At 58.3% G+C, this 14607-nt stretch carries 12 protein-coding genes; 10 read left to right on the forward strand and 2 right to left on the reverse strand.

Translation table 11 applies throughout. From position 1 onward, the window contains the following. Positions 1–403: 403 nt before the first annotated feature. From atuD to ACO06L_RS07390, 5 genes are all read left to right on the forward strand, one after another. Positions 404–1564, forward strand: a complete 1161-nt coding sequence (gene atuD, locus ACO06L_RS07370) for a citronellyl-CoA dehydrogenase (RefSeq protein WP_202347691.1) — start codon at positions 404–406, stop codon at positions 1562–1564. Positions 1565–1791: 227 nt separating this feature from the next. Next, entirely contained in the window at positions 1792–2613 is an 822-nt protein-coding gene (locus ACO06L_RS07375; protein ID WP_202347692.1) for an enoyl-CoA hydratase/isomerase family protein, read from the forward strand. A gap of 153 nt (positions 2614–2766) precedes the next feature. Continuing rightward, complete coding sequence (locus ACO06L_RS07380; RefSeq protein WP_202347693.1) at positions 2767–4737, forward strand: acetyl/propionyl/methylcrotonyl-CoA carboxylase subunit alpha; 1971 nt, start codon at positions 2767–2769, stop codon at positions 4735–4737. After that, a complete protein-coding gene (locus tag ACO06L_RS07385; RefSeq protein WP_202347694.1) occupies positions 4734–5561 on the forward strand; it encodes an SDR family oxidoreductase in 828 nt (275 codons plus the stop codon). The genes ACO06L_RS07380 and ACO06L_RS07385 overlap by 4 nt, the downstream gene beginning before the upstream one ends. 63 nt (positions 5562–5624) lie before the next feature. Then, positions 5625–7451 (forward strand): long-chain-acyl-CoA synthetase, encoded by a 1827-nt coding sequence (locus ACO06L_RS07390; protein WP_202347695.1) that lies wholly within the window; start codon positions 5625–5627, stop codon positions 7449–7451. Between the two features lie 561 nt (positions 7452–8012). On the opposite strand, the gene ACO06L_RS07395 is transcribed toward ACO06L_RS07390, so the two are convergent. Next, on the reverse strand, positions 8013–8993 hold the full coding sequence (locus ACO06L_RS07395; RefSeq protein ID WP_202347696.1) for an NADPH:quinone oxidoreductase family protein: 981 nt from the start codon (positions 8991–8993) through the stop codon (positions 8013–8015). Positions 8994–9138: 145 nt separating this feature from the next. Further along, positions 9139–9705: a BLUF domain-containing protein gene (locus tag ACO06L_RS07400; protein ID WP_202347697.1), complete on the reverse strand. Its 567-nt coding sequence runs from the start codon at positions 9703–9705 to the stop codon at positions 9139–9141. Between the two features lie 192 nt (positions 9706–9897). Between ACO06L_RS07400 and ACO06L_RS07405 the strand changes: the two genes are divergently transcribed. The 5 genes from ACO06L_RS07405 (at position 9898) to ACO06L_RS07425 (ending at position 14602) form a co-directional block, all read left to right on the forward strand. Then, a complete protein-coding gene (locus ACO06L_RS07405) occupies positions 9898–10515 on the forward strand; it encodes a trimeric intracellular cation channel family protein (RefSeq protein WP_202347698.1) in 618 nt (205 codons plus the stop codon). Positions 10516–10666: 151 nt separating this feature from the next. Further along, positions 10667–11965, forward strand: coding sequence for an NCS2 family permease (locus tag ACO06L_RS07410; protein WP_064228604.1), 1299 nt, complete (start codon positions 10667–10669; stop codon positions 11963–11965). A 30-nt stretch (positions 11966–11995) separates the two neighbouring features. After that, complete coding sequence (locus ACO06L_RS07415; RefSeq protein ID WP_064228603.1) at positions 11996–12538, forward strand: adenine phosphoribosyltransferase; 543 nt, start codon at positions 11996–11998, stop codon at positions 12536–12538. Positions 12539–12561: 23 nt separating this feature from the next. Then, entirely contained in the window at positions 12562–13224 is a 663-nt protein-coding gene (locus ACO06L_RS07420) for a fumarylacetoacetate hydrolase family protein (protein ID WP_202347699.1), read from the forward strand. Between the two features lie 49 nt (positions 13225–13273). After that, a complete protein-coding gene (locus ACO06L_RS07425; protein ID WP_202347700.1) occupies positions 13274–14602 on the forward strand; it encodes an ABC1 kinase family protein in 1329 nt (442 codons plus the stop codon). Positions 14603–14607 lie beyond the last annotated feature (5 nt).

Below are 14607 nucleotides of genomic sequence, written 5' to 3' on the forward strand. Positions count from 1 at the left end.
GTTTGGTGGGGCCCGCCTCCAGGCCTTCGAGCTTTGGGGCTGGAACCGGGGCAGAGGGCTTCCCAAAAAACGCCCGTAAATACGTCCCTGTAGGGCTCGGTCGCGCCATCCCTGGCGCTCCACGTTTTTGGGAAGCCCTCCGCCCCGGTTCTCGTCGACCACGAGTTATCGTTTTGGAAGAACAACAAAACTGCCAGCAGGCAGCAACAAATTTACAGACATAGGCAGGTGTGTGGGGCCGCTTCCAGAAAATGTCGGCGGCCATGGATGGCCGACGCCAAGCGCACATGGATGTGCTCGTAGCGGTTTTCTGGAAGCGGCCCCACACACCTGCCACCCAAGCTATAGAACGTGCACCGAAACAAAGAAGGCACGGACTCTCTACCAGCAGGAGAACAAGAAAGTGAAATTCACAGCCGAACACGAAGCCCTTCGAAAAACCGTCCGCGATTTCGTGGAAAAAGAAATCAACCCCCACTGCGACGAATGGGAAGCCGCCGGAGAATTCCCGATTCATGAGCTGTTTAAAAAGCTCGGCAACCTGGGAATTCTGGGCATCCAGAAGCCGGAAGAGTATGGCGGCATGGGGCTGGATTACAGCTACAACCTGGTAGCGGCTGAAGAGCTGGGCATGGCCCATTGTGGTGGTGTTCCGCTGGCCATTGGGGTTCAGACCGACATGTGTACCCCGGCCATCTCCCGGTTTGGTTCCGATGAACTGAAACGCAGCTTCCTGGCCCCGGCCATTGCCGGCGACATGGTGGGATGCATTGGCGTCAGCGAGGTCGGCGCGGGTTCTGATGTGGCAGGGATGAAAACCACCGCCAAGAAAGACGGTGACGACTACATCATCAACGGCTCCAAGATGTGGATCACCAACAGCCCCAAGTCCGACTTCATCTGCCTGCTGGCCAACACCTCGGACGACAAGCCCCACAAGAACAAATCCCTGATCGTGGTGCCCACCAAAACCCCGGGCATCTCCTTCAGCCCGCACCTGAACAAACTGGGCATGCGCTCCTCGGAAACCGCCCAGATCTTCTTTGACGACGTCCGTGTGCCCCAGCGTTACCGCATTGGCGCCGAAGGTACCGGTTTCATGATGCAGATGCTGCAGTTCCAGGAGGAGCGCCTCTGGGGTGCCGCCAACGTGATCAAGGCGTTGGAAAACTGCATCACCAAGACCATCGAGTACTGCCGCGAGCGCAAGACCTTCGGCCAACCGCTGATCGATAACCAGGTCATCCATTTCCGCCTGGCTGAGCTGCAAACCGAGGTCGAGGCCCTGCGCGCCCTCACCTATCAGGCTTGCGAGCTACACGTTGACGGCAAGGATGTGACCCGTCTGGCGTCCATGGCCAAGCTCAAGGCCGGGCGTCTGGGGCGTGAGGTAACGGACAGCTGCCTGCAGTACTGGGGCGGCAACGGTTACATGTGGGATAACCCGATTTCCCGGGCACACCGGGATGTTCGGCTGGTGTCCATTGGCGGTGGTGCCGATGAAATCATGCTCGGGATTATCTGCAAGATGATGGGGACTTTGCCGGGCAAGAAGCGCGACTGACATACGGTGCATGGCCGTCAGGCCGGTAGTTCTGTCCAGGACACGCCCGCAAGTACGTCCGTGTAGGGCTCGATCGGGCCATCCATGGCCCTCAACGGTCCTGGACAGAACTACCGGCCTGACGGCCCCGAACTTGGGTTGTCGGATTACGCCTTCGGCTAATCCGACCTACGAATCGACAGGCTCTGAAAGCGTGCTCGCTCCATGCCTGAATAGTGGAGTTATGTATGGATCAGCTACCACATTGCGAAACACTTTTACTGGAAAAACAGGGCCCTACCCTGTTCATCACCATTAACCGCCCGGACCTTCGAAACGCCATGAGCCTGGAAATGGTGGCGGAGCTTTCGGCTGTACTTACCCAGATCGAGAGCGACCTGCACATCCGCGCCGTCGTAATCCGGGGTGCCGGTGGTCATTTCTGTGCCGGTGGCGATATCAAAGACATGGCAGGTGCCCGGGGCCAGAAAGCAGCCGAAGGTGAGGCCGATCCGTTCTACCGCCTGAACCGGGCCTTCGGCCAGATGATCCAACAGGTCAACGAATCTTCGAAAGTCGTTGTCGCGGTCACCGAAGGTGCCGTCATGGGCGGCGGTTTCGGCCTGGCCTGCGTTTCTGACGTTGCCATCGCCGGGCCGACGGCAAAATTCGGCATGCCGGAAACCTCCCTCGGCGTCATTCCCGCCCAGATTGCACCGTTCGTGGTTGAACGAATCGGCCTCACACAGGCCCGGCGACTGGCCCTGCTCGGTTTGAGAATCGATGCGAACGAGGCTTGCCGTCTTGGCATCGTTCACCAGGCGGCATCTTCCGATGATGAACTGGAAGAGATGCTGGCCAGCGCTCTGGATCGTGTTCGCCATTGCGCTCCGGTTGCTACATCTGAAACCAAGGCGTTGCTGCACCGGGTTGGTCATGAGCCGATGAGCGGCCTGCTCGACAGCGCGGCTGAGAAATTCGCGGAAGCTATCCGGGGAAGTGAGGGCACGGAAGGCACCATGGCCTTCATGCAGAAACGCGCACCGGCTTGGGCAGAAAACTCCGAATGACGCGGAGCGAGGGCGGGAGCGGTCTGGCTGCCAGAAAATGTCGGCGGCCATGGATGGCCGACGCCAAGCGCACATGGATGTGCTCGTAGCGGTTTTCTGGAAGCCAGACCGCTCACGGCCTCGCGGCGTACTCCAACAGGGGAAAACAAAAACATGTTGAGAAAACTGTTAATAGCCAACCGAGGCGAAATCGCAGTTCGGGTCATCCGCACAGCGAAAGCCCTGGGTTACCGCACCGTGGCCGTCTACTCCGAAGCCGACGCCAAAGCCATGCACGTGGAAATGGCCGACGAAGCCGTCTGCATTGGCCCGGCTCAGGTATCCGCCTCCTACCTGAACAGCGATGCCATCCTTGATGCCGCCCGCAAAACCGGCGCCGACTGCATCCACCCCGGCTACGGCTTCCTCTCCGAGAATGCTGCCTTCGCCAATGCCTGCAAAGACGCCGGCCTGGTCTTCGTTGGCCCGCCAGCCTCCGCCATCGAACTGATGGGCAGCAAGCGCCGATCCAAAATCGCCATGCAGGAAGCTGGAGTGCCCGTGGTGCCCGGCTATGAAGGTAACAACGCCAGCGACGACGAACTCATTGCAGCCGCCAAAGACATTGGCTATCCCCTGATGATCAAAGCTTCCGCCGGCGGCGGTGGACGCGGTATGCGCCTGGTTGAGAGCGAGTCAGACCTGGCCGACAACATCAAGCGGGCCCGCTCCGAGTCGAAGCAGGCCTTCGGCGACGACGAGTTGATCCTCGAGAAAGCCGTGATTGAACCACGGCACGTGGAAATCCAGATATTTGCCGATTGCCACGGCAACGCCGTCTATCTGGGCGAACGGGACTGCTCCGTGCAGCGCCGACATCAGAAAGTGGTTGAAGAAGCCCCCTCCCCCTTTGTGACACCCGAACTGCGCCAGGCCATGGGCGAGGCTGCGGTCAAAGCGGCCCTGGCCTGCCATTACGAAGGCGCTGGCACCGTCGAATTCCTGGTGGACAAACACCGCAACTTCTATTTCCTGGAAATGAACACCCGCCTGCAGGTGGAGCATCCGGTCACCGAGCTGATTACCGGCCAGGACCTGGTGGCCTGGCAGCTCACCGTTGTCGAGGGGCTCCCGTTACCCCTGGCCCAGGACGACATCCGCCTGAATGGCCACGCCATTGAAGTACGGCTCTACGCGGAAGACCCTGCCCAGGGTTTCACGCCCCAGACCGGCCCCCTTTATGCCTTTGAACCCGCCGAGGGGGAAGGCCTTCGATACGATACGGGCGTTCGTTCCGGAGACAACATCACGCCCCATTACGACCCCATGCTGGCGAAGGTCATTGCCTGGGGCCAGAACCGGGACGAAGCCCGTCGCCGCCTGATCCGGGCCCTGGAGGACACCACGGTGTTCGGCGTTACCACCAACCGCCACTTCCTGAGCCGTATCATTGCCAACGACACTTTCGGCGCCGGCGAGGCCACCACCGCCTTCCTGCAGCAGGCTTTCGGCGATGATCCGTCCCTGCAGCCGCAGACTCTGGACATTCGCCAACTGGCCCTGGCCGCCTGCGTACTCGACCATGGCAGTTCAGGCCAGAGCGCCTGGAGCAATGCGCCGGCCACCATGACACCCATCAAGCTGGAAACCGGCGAAACCACCGTCGAGTTACTGGCTACCCGCAGCGGCAACCGGTTGTCTGTCAGTATGGGTGAAACCCGGCATTCCCTGGTACTTGAAGGCCAGCGCGATGGCCTTTTATGCATTATCGACAACGGCGTTCGTCAGACTTGCCAATATCACCGCCAGGGCGATTCTCTATATTTGCAGGCGTTCGGGCAATCCTGGTCGGTGCGGGATGTTACCCACCAGCCTGCGCAGGGTGCTGGGGGTGCCGGCAGTGGCCGAATCCAGGCAACCATGGATGGCGCCATCATTGATGTGTTGGTCGAGGCTGGCCAGAGCGTTCGTCAGGGCGATACGCTGGTGATACTGGAAGCCATGAAAATGGAGCATCCGGTGAAAGCCGACCGAGACGGCATTGTCGGCGCGGTCCAGGCCAGCAAGGGCGACCAGGTGAAACGAAGCCAGTTGCTGGTTGAGATTACCGCCAACGAGACGGCCGAACAGGAGAGCAACGCATGAGCACATTGCGTAACCGCACCGTTTTTATCACCGGCGCCAGCCGGGGCATTGGTCGGGCCATTGCCCTCGCCTGTGCCCGGCAGGGCGCCAACGTGGTGATTGCCGCGAAATCGGACACGCCACACCCCAAACTGCCCGGCACCATTCATACGGTGGCCAAGGAAGTGCGTGAAGCCGGCGGCCAGGCATTGCCACTGGTTCTGGATGTCCGGGATGAGAAGCAGATTCGCCAGCGTATCGATGAAGCTGGCGAACATTTTGGCGGCATTGACGCGCTGGTCAATAACGCCGGTGCGATAAAACTGACCGGGGTGGAAAACCTGAAAGTCAGCCGTTACGACCTGATGCATCAGGTTAACGCCCGGGCCGTCATGGCCTGCAGCCAGGCCGCCCTGCCCTGGCTAAAGGAGTCGGACCAAGCCCACATCCTGAGCCTTTCGCCGCCCCTCAACCTGAATACCCGGTGGTTCGCCCAGTATGGGCCCTACACCACCACAAAATACGCCATGACGATGCTGAGCCTGGGCATGGCGGAGGAATTCAAGCGTTACGGCATCGCAGTTAACACACTGTGGCCGAAAACCCTGATCGCCACGGCGGCCATCGAGTTTGAAGTGGGCGGCCCGAAGATGATGGCCCAGGGCAGGAAGCCGGACATCATGGCCGATGCCGCCGTCAGCATCCTGAACCGGTCGCCTGACACCATGACCGGCCAGAACCTGATCGACGAGGACCTGCTCAGGCAGGACGGTATTACTGACTTCGAGCATTACCGGTACGAACCGGGCGACAAGCCCCTGATGCCGGATCTGTTTCTGGACTGAGCCCGAGGCATGCGTTGTTACGGGCCCATAGTCCACACAATAAAAGGGACCAATGGAAAGACCATGAGCCAAGACAACGTATCCGCACTGGACATCGCCCGCAGCCTTCCCGGGGTTTTTCGTCGACTACCGGCGATTACCCGGGGCCTCTACTACTACGCCCTGAAAAACGAAAACCGGGAGCTCACTCTCGGCACGCTTGTCGAAAACAACGCCCGGAATGTGGGTAACCGGCCAGCCATTCTGTTTGAGGACCGTTCAATCACCTGGAGCGAGCTCAACGGCTGGGCTAACCGTATCGCCCGCTACCTGCAGGACCAGGGGCTCGCCAAAGGCGATGCCATCGCGGTATTTCTGGAGAACCGTCCCGAACTGCTGGCCGTGGTGGCCGGCGCCGCCAAACTCGGCGTCGCCTGCGCCATGCTCAATACCTCCCAGAAGGGCAAAGTACTCGAACACAGCATCAACCTGATTAAACCGAAATTGGTTGTTGTCGGCGAAGAGCTGATGGAGGCCTTTGACGGCATCAAGGCAGAGATCAACACCGACCATCCGCAACCATTCCAGTTTCTGGCAGATACCAACACGCTAAACGCCTTTGGCGAAGCGCCGGTCGGCTACACCAACATGGCCGGAGAGGTGAGCACCTTCAACAGCGATGAGCCGGTTCTGAGCGATCCCCCGACAATGGGTGACACAGCCATCTACCTGTTCACCTCCGGCACTACCGGCCTGCCCAAGGCCGCCCCGGGCTCGCACCGAAAGTTCATCAAGGCCTATGGCGGCTTCGGCCTGATGTCTCTGGCGATGAAGCCGGAGGATGTTCTCTACTGCACCCTCCCCCTTTACCACGGCACCGCACTGCTGGTCTGCTGGGGCTCCGTACTGGCCGGCGGCTCCGCTATTGCCCTGCGCCGTAGGTTCTCCGCCAGCGCCTTCTGGGACGATGTCCGCCGCTACCACGCCACCACCTTCGGCTACGTCGGCGAACTCTGCCGCTACCTGTTGAATCAACCACCGAGCGAGCAGGACCGGAATCACAGCCTCACCAAAATGATCGGCAACGGCCTGCGGCCCTCCATCTGGAAGGAATTCAAGGAGCGTTTCGGCATCGAAACCGTGGCGGAACTCTATGCCTCCAGCGAAGGCAACATCGGCTTCAGCAACTTTTTCAACATGGATAACACCGTGGGTTTCTCCACCGCCCCGTACAAGCTGGTGAAATTCCACGATGGCACCCGGGATCCAATTCGTGACGACAAAGGCTTCATGAAGGAAGTGGCCAAGGGCCAGCCCGGCCTGTTGATCGGAGAGATCACCGAGAAGTGGTCATTCGAGGGTTACACCCAGAAAGACGCCACGGAAAAATCCATCCTCCGCAACGCCTTCAAGAAAGGCGACGCCTGGTTCAATACCGGGGATGTCCTTAAACAAATCGGCTGCGGCCACTTGCAGTTCGTTGACCGCATGGGCGATACCTTCCGCTGGAAAGGCGAGAATGTCTCAACGACGGAAGTGGAAAACATCATCGACGGTTCCGGGATGGTGGAGGAAGCCATCGTCTACGGCGTCGAGATCCCCGGCACCAACGGCAAGGCTGGCATGGTGACGCTGGTTCCTAAGAGCAACGGCACCTCGTTCGACGTCAACAAACTGTTCACGTATCTCCGGGATAACCTGCCGGCCTATGCAGTGCCGGTGTTCGCGCGAGTAACCCACGCAATCGAGAAAACCGGGACCTTCAAGTACCGGAAGGTGGATATCCAGAAAGCGGGTTATTCGCTGGGAGACGGCGAGAATGTCTATGCCCGGTTGCCCGGGACTGACGGGTATTCCCTGCTGACTACGGAGCTGGTTTCGGAGATTAACTCGGGTTCGGTCCCGTTCTGACTGTTTCGTTTGGTTTTTAGTCCTGACCTAGCCTTCCAGGCTTCGGGGTTGCCAGCTTCGAGCCGTCTGCCCAAAAACCGCTACGAGCACATCCATGTGCGCTTGACCCCGGCCATCCATGGCCGGCGACATTTTTGGGCAGACGGCCCGAAGCCGGCGATCAAAGCTCAGAGTTATAGTCCAAGGAATTTTCACATCGGATTAAAAGTCCAGTAGGTCGGATTAGGCGCAGCCGTAATCCGACAAAAAACACACCGACCTATTAGATTCGTTGTCGGATTACGACTTCGTCTAATCCGACCTACAGACTATAACTCCAAAGCTGGATGGTGAGAGTGGGCGGCCCCTCCCAAAAATGTCGGCGGCCATGGATGGCCGACGCCAAGCGCACATGGGTGAGGCCGAGCGTTTATGAAGCGAAGCTTCATGCGACAGCCGAACGACAGCAATCTGTGATTGCTGGCTGGACCCCGTAGGGGTGCTCGTAGCGGTTTTTGGGAGGGGCCGCCCACTTTCACCCACTCCAAGCCCCAGAAGGCTGGGGCAGGAGCCAGACCAGACTCAGGAGCCGACCTTCAACACCACCTTGCCGGTCGCTTTCCGCTCGGTCAAAGCCCCCAGTGCCTTTGCGTAATCCTCAAATTCGTAAACAGCACTGATCTTCGGATCAATCTTGCCTTCGGCATAGAGCTTCATCAGCTCCATCATGTTCTGGGCACTGGCCTCCGGTTCGCGCTGGGTGAAGCTGCCCCAGAATACGCCGACCACGGAACAGCCTTTCAGAAGGGTCAAATTCGCCGGGATCTTCGGGATGTCACCGGCGGCGAAGCCAATGATCAGATGACGGCCATTCCAGCCCATGGCACGAAGAGCCTGTTCGGTGAAGTCACCGCCAACCGGGTCGTAGATCACATCCACGCCCTTGCTGTGGGTTAGCTTCTTGACCGCGTCTTTGAGAGGCTCTTCGGTGTAGTTGATCAGCTCGTCAGCACCGGCTTCCTTGGCAACCGCAAGCTTTTCGGCGGAACTGGCGGCCGCAATCACCTTTGCACCCATGGCCTTGCCGAGCTCGACCGTTGCCAGACCAACACCACCACTGGCACCGAGCACCAGAAGCGTCTCGCCAGGCTGAAGGTTGCCGCGCTGTTTGAGCGCGTAATAGGAGGTGCCGTAAACCATGGTGAAGGCGGCCGCCTTCTCATCAGACATGCCATCAGGAACCGGCAGGAGGTTCTGCTCCGGTACGATCACTTCTTCTGCAAAGGCGCCATAACCGGTGAGCCCTGCGACACGATCGCCCACTTTGAAACGGGTTACCTTGTCGCCAACCTCGATAACCTCACCCGCCATTTCACCACCCGGGGAAAAAGGCAGGCTCGGCTTCAGCTGGTATTTGTTTTCAATAATGAGGGTGTCCGGGAAATTCAGGCCGGCGGCTTTTACGCGTACTTTCACGCCGCGGCCTTTCACCTCAGGACTGGGAACATCTTCGATGACCAGCGTCTCGGCCGGACCATATTCCTTGCAGAGGATGGCTTTCATGAACTCTCCATTTTTGTTTGATGGGGTTCCAGGCGGCTCGCGCCTGTGATGGTTATCCGTCAAGCTAAACAGAGTCTTATCATGAAGCAAATAAAGTTCTTTTATCCAAACGCATAAGCCAGGCTTATTTCTTACAGCAATTCCATCAGAGCATGGTCCCGCCGATCACCAGAGCCCCGACCAGAACCAAGCCGGCCACAATCAGGCCCACTTTCATCCCGGAGGACAACACCTGGGGCGCATCGCCGACGGATTTACGATCGTCCCGACTACCCAGATTCTGATCCTGGCTGGAGTTGCGTATGAGTTCGATCATTTTCTCACACTGATCCGATGTGAAAGAGGAAGGCTCGAAGGATTCCAGCCCCTGCTCGTCCAGAAACTTCCGGACATCCCGGGACAGCGGCACATACTTCATAGACCAGTTGCTAAAGGTCCGACCGGACAGCGGTTCCTCAATAAGAGTCACTATATTCCGATGGCGTTCGTCTTTCAAAATGCGTTCGTAGGTCCTCCGTACCGCATCCTCATCACCTTCCAGGTACTGGAAAAAACGATTGTTACCGTAATACAGGCCGCCGACCAGCTGGTCCTTGGCGTTGTTTTTTCGGGAGGTCATCAGGATTCGCGCAACGTGAGGCTCCACCCCTTTTTCCACCGGCTTGGCTTCGAACGTGGCTTCACTGGCATAGGCCAGACGCATCAAGGACATAGCAACTCCGTACAACAGGATAGACGTAAGATGAATCCAAGATACGTCTGAACGTGTCGTTATGGATCACAGTTCCGGGTGGCCACAAACCTGACAGGTCCGATCCGTAGATGAAAGGAGGCGCTTTTTCCGCTATCCTCGGCGCTCAAAACCAGGCCATCAGGCCATTCTCCGCCTCTCCCGGGTTTCGCCATGCTCGACATCATCTACGTACTTGAAATGATAGGAATCGTCGCGTTCGCGATTTCGGGCATGATCGTGGCGCGCTCCAAGAATATGGATCCTGTGGGCGTGTTTACCATCGGATTTATCACGGCTCTGGGCGGCGGAACCCTGCGGGACCTGATCATGGACAACCACCCGCTCTACTGGATCAAGCATGAAGAACAGCCCATGCTGATTCTGGCGATGGCAATTGTCTTCAGTTACTGGAAGCGGGCGGAGCGGCTTCGGGAGTCCAGAATCGTATTTCCGGACGCTATCGGACTCGGGGTGTTTTCCATTCTTGGTGCCCAGCTGGCACTCGACCTGGGGCACTCCTGGTTTATCGCCTCCCTGCTCGGGGTCATGACCGGCACCTTTGGCGGTGCACTACGAGACACCCTGTGTAACGAAGTGCCCTACATATTCCGCAAAGACCAGATCTACGCGTCCATTTCCTTTGCCGGTTGCTGGCTGTACTTCGTGTGCCAGTGGTTCCTTGATAACGAAGCTCTGCCCCTGACCATTGGCCTGCTTTTCATCGTGATAGTGCGCATGCTGGCCGTGCGGTTTGATATCCGGCTGCAGCGGGATCCTCGCAGTAACTAGCCACTCAGTCAGTCTGACGAACTGTCAATCATCCCTTGGCCTGAGACAGATGAGCCGGTAATATTGCCGTTTTTTCACGCAATTCACGATTTCCGCACAGACCAGACTTCCAAACACTAACTTTCAGCATCCTGTGAGGCAGACACCCGTCATGCTTGAACGACTGTTCCAACTCCAGGCCCACGGCACCACTGTTCGTAAAGAAGTGGTTGCGGGCATTACCACCTTCCTGACCATGGCGTACATCATCGTGGTCAACCCGAGCATCCTGTCGTCCACCGGTATGGATTTCGGGGCTGTCTTCGTTGCTACCTGCCTTGCAGCCGTTATCGGCACCCTGATCATGGGACTCTGGGCCAACTACCCGATCGCTCTGGCGCCGGGCATGGGGTTGAACGCCTTTTTCTCCTTTACGGTTGTTGGCAGCATGGGCTACAGCTGGCAGGTGGCGTTGGGAGCGGTGTTCATTTCGGGCTTCCTGTTCTTCCTGCTGAGCATTTTCAAGGTCCGCGAATGGATCATTAACAGTATTCCCATGTCCCTGCGCTTTGGCATATCCGCAGGCATTGGTTTCTTCCTGGCTCTGATTGCGCTCAAGAACGCCGGCATTGTGGTGGATCACCCAGCCACGCTCGTGGGGCTAGGCGAAGTGAAGGTTGCAGAGAGCCTGCTGTTCTTTGGCGGCTTCTTGTTGATCTGCGCGCTGTCGTTCCGTCAGGTCACCGGCGCCGTCATGATTGGCATTATCGCGGTTACCGGCGCTGCCATGGCGCTCGGAATGGTGGAGTACAAAGGCTTTGTTTCCGCCCCGCCCAGCCTGGCACCGACCTTTATGCAGCTGGATCTTGCCGGCGCCCTGAATATAGGCATGATCAGCGTGATCTTTGCGTTTCTGTTTGTCGATTTGTTTGACACTTCCGGAACGCTGATCGGTGCCGCCCAGCGCGGCGGGCTGCTGGACAAGGACGGCAAACTGCCGCGTCTTGGCCGTGCCCTGATGTCAGATTCGGTTGCGACCATGTCCGGTGCTGCCCTCGGTACCTCCACCACCACCAGCTACATCGAGTCCACGGCGGGCATTTCCGCCGGCGGGCGTACCGGCCTGACAGCTGTGGTTGTTGCCGCACTGTTCCTGGCGTGTCTGCTTCTCTCACCCATTGCCAGCATCATTCCGGCCTACGCCACTGCTCCGGCACTGCTTTACGTCGCGGTTCTGATGGCCAGCGGCCTCAAATTGATTGACTGGGATGACGTAACCGACGCGGCCCCGGCTGTGGTCACCGCCCTGATGATGCCGCTGACCTTCTCCATCGCCAACGGCATCGCGCTGGGATTCATCACCTACGCCATCCTGAAGGCGTTGAGCGGTCGCTGGGCGGATCTGAACGCCAGTGTTGTTATCATTGCCGTTGTCTTTGTTCTGAAATTCATTTTCCTGGATGCGGCCTGATCCGCATCCAGAGCATTAACCGGAACGTCTATGGATTATTTTTCTGAGAGCATCAAAAAGGCTATTCGCACGGTCCCGGACTGGCCGAAGCCCGGCGTGGCCTTTCGCGATATCACCACGGTACTGCAGGACAAAACCGCTTTCCGGAAGCTGATTGATGCCTTCGTACACCGGTATCATGGCCACAAGATTGATGCGGTAGCAGCGGTAGACGCGCGCGGGTTCATCATCGGCTCGGCACTGGCCTATGAGCTCAACGCCTCCCTGGTGCTGGTCCGCAAGAAAGGCAAGCTGCCCTTCGATACCCTGGTGGAAGACTACGAGCTTGAATACGGTACCGCCTCTGTTGAACTGCATAAGGATGCCTTCAAGCCGGGTGACAAAGTGGTCCTGGTGGACGACCTGATTGCCACTGGTGGCACCATGCTGGCGGCTACCCGCCTGATCCGCCGGATCGGCGCAGAGATTGTGGAAGTGGCAGCCATGATTGATCTTCCGGATCTCGGCGGCTCACGCAAGCTGCAGGATGAAGGGCTTCAGGTTTATACTGTCTGCTCGTTTGAAGGGGAATGACCAACAGCAAACAGGAGGCGACCATGCCGGGTTACCAACACCACTGGAAAGACGGCACCCCCGTTCACCTGCCACTGGGGAAGATAGTCTGCATTGGTCGCAATTACGCCGAGCATGCCCGGGAGCTCAACAACCCGGTGCCGGATGAACCCCTGCTGTTCATCAAGCCCGCCACCTCGGCCGTACATATCACCCGCCCCCTGAATTTCCCGAGGAACCAGGGGGCAGTTCACTTCGAGACCGAACTGGCGGTTCTTATCGGTCGCCCCCTGACCCGGGCATCGGCCAGTGAGGCCAAAACCGCCATCCTCGGCTACGGCCTGGCTCTGGACCTCACCTTGAGGGACCTCCAGACCACGCTGAAAGAGAAAGGTCAGCCCTGGGAACGCGCCAAGGGATTCGATGGCGCCTGCCCCCTGTCACCGTTCGTCTCCGCCGATAAGTTTGCCGAGGGTCCCATCCACTTCACGCTGGACATTGACGGCAGCCGCCAACAAACCGGCGATACCGGTGACATGCTGAACCCGATCGTGCCCCTGATCGCTCACATCAGCAGCCAGTTCACTCTTCTGCCGGGCGATGTCGTTCTGACCGGCACGCCCAAAGGTGTTGGTCCACTGAGCTCCGGCCAGACGCTTTCCCTTGAACTGGAGGACCTGCTGTTCGTGGAGACCAAAGTGGTTTAACGTGCAGGGCCGGCTAAACCCAAATCCGGTCAAAGGCGTACATCTGTTTATGGCAAAGAAACCGGTAACCTCCAGACGTGGTCGCTTCTTCAAACTCGCTGGCATGACTGCCTCTGTCGCAGGGCAATATGCAGGACAGCGGGCGCGACGACTATTCCGCTCAGAGAACGATGAAGGCGCCCAGAGCGAAAGCTATACCCGCATGGCCGACCAGATTGCCGACACCCTGGGCGAACTGAAAGGGGCGGTCATGAAGGTGGGACAGATTGCCTCCCAGACTCAGGATTTCCTACCCAAGGAATTCTCGGACGCGCTGGAAAAGCTCCAGAAAGAAGCGCCGCCCATGCCGTTCGAAGTCATCGTCGGCCAGATCGAATCGGAACTGGGTAAACCGGTATCCGAGCTCTTTGAATACCTGCAGGAAAAACCCTACGCCGCCGCTTCCATTGGCCAGGTGCACAGGGCCCGGCTTCACGACGGCACCGATGTGATTGTAAAAGTTCAATACCCGGGCGTCGACGAATCCTGCGATTCCGATCTCAAACAACTACGCATGGCCCTGAGACTCGGCGGCCTGCTTAAAATGCCCAAGGAGTCTGTCGACCGGTTGTTCGCTGAAATTCGGGAGCGGCTCAAGGAAGAACTGGATTATGAGAACGAAGCCAGAAATATTGAGCTGTTCCGCCAGTTCCACAAGGACCAGCCCTGGGTTCTGATACCTGAAGTCGCGCAAAGCCACTCAACCCGCCGGGTTCTCACCATGGAGCTGGTTGAGGGCGATCACGTCAGCAAGATCACAAAAGAACGCTACGACCAGGACACCATCAACCTGATCGGCCACCGGATCTTCACCCTGATGGCGGATCAACTGTTCCGCTTCCAGTGCATCCATGGCGATCCCCATGCCGGCAACTTCGCCTATCGGCCGGATGGATCCATCATCATGTACGACTTCGGCTGCGTGAAAAAACTCAAACCGGAGATCATCGAAGCCTACCGGAACGCACTGGTTTCAGCCCTGGATGAGGATTACGAAGCGCTGGATCGCCACCTGATTGACCTTGGCGCGAGGGTCGGCAGCCAGCCAGCCGTGGATGAAGCCTACTACGCCATGTGGCGTGATATTCTGGTGGTGCCTTTTGAAAAGCGCGATGTGCCCTACGACTTTGCCGAGGCCGATATCCATAAACGCGTGGCCGAGAAAACCAGCACCGTGTTCAAATACCTGGACTACTTCAAGCCGCCGGTGGAAAGCATCTTTATAGACCGGATGATTGCCGGTCACTACTGGATGCTGAAGCGGTTGGGGGTTCAGGCGGCGTTTCGGGAAGAGCTGGAGAAATACCTTCAGACTTCTGAGCAAATTGCGTCGCAATGAGGAGA

Origin of the sequence: Marinobacter sp., from assembly GCF_965229985.1 — a bacterium.
GTDB lineage: Bacteria > Pseudomonadota > Gammaproteobacteria > Pseudomonadales > Oleiphilaceae > Marinobacter.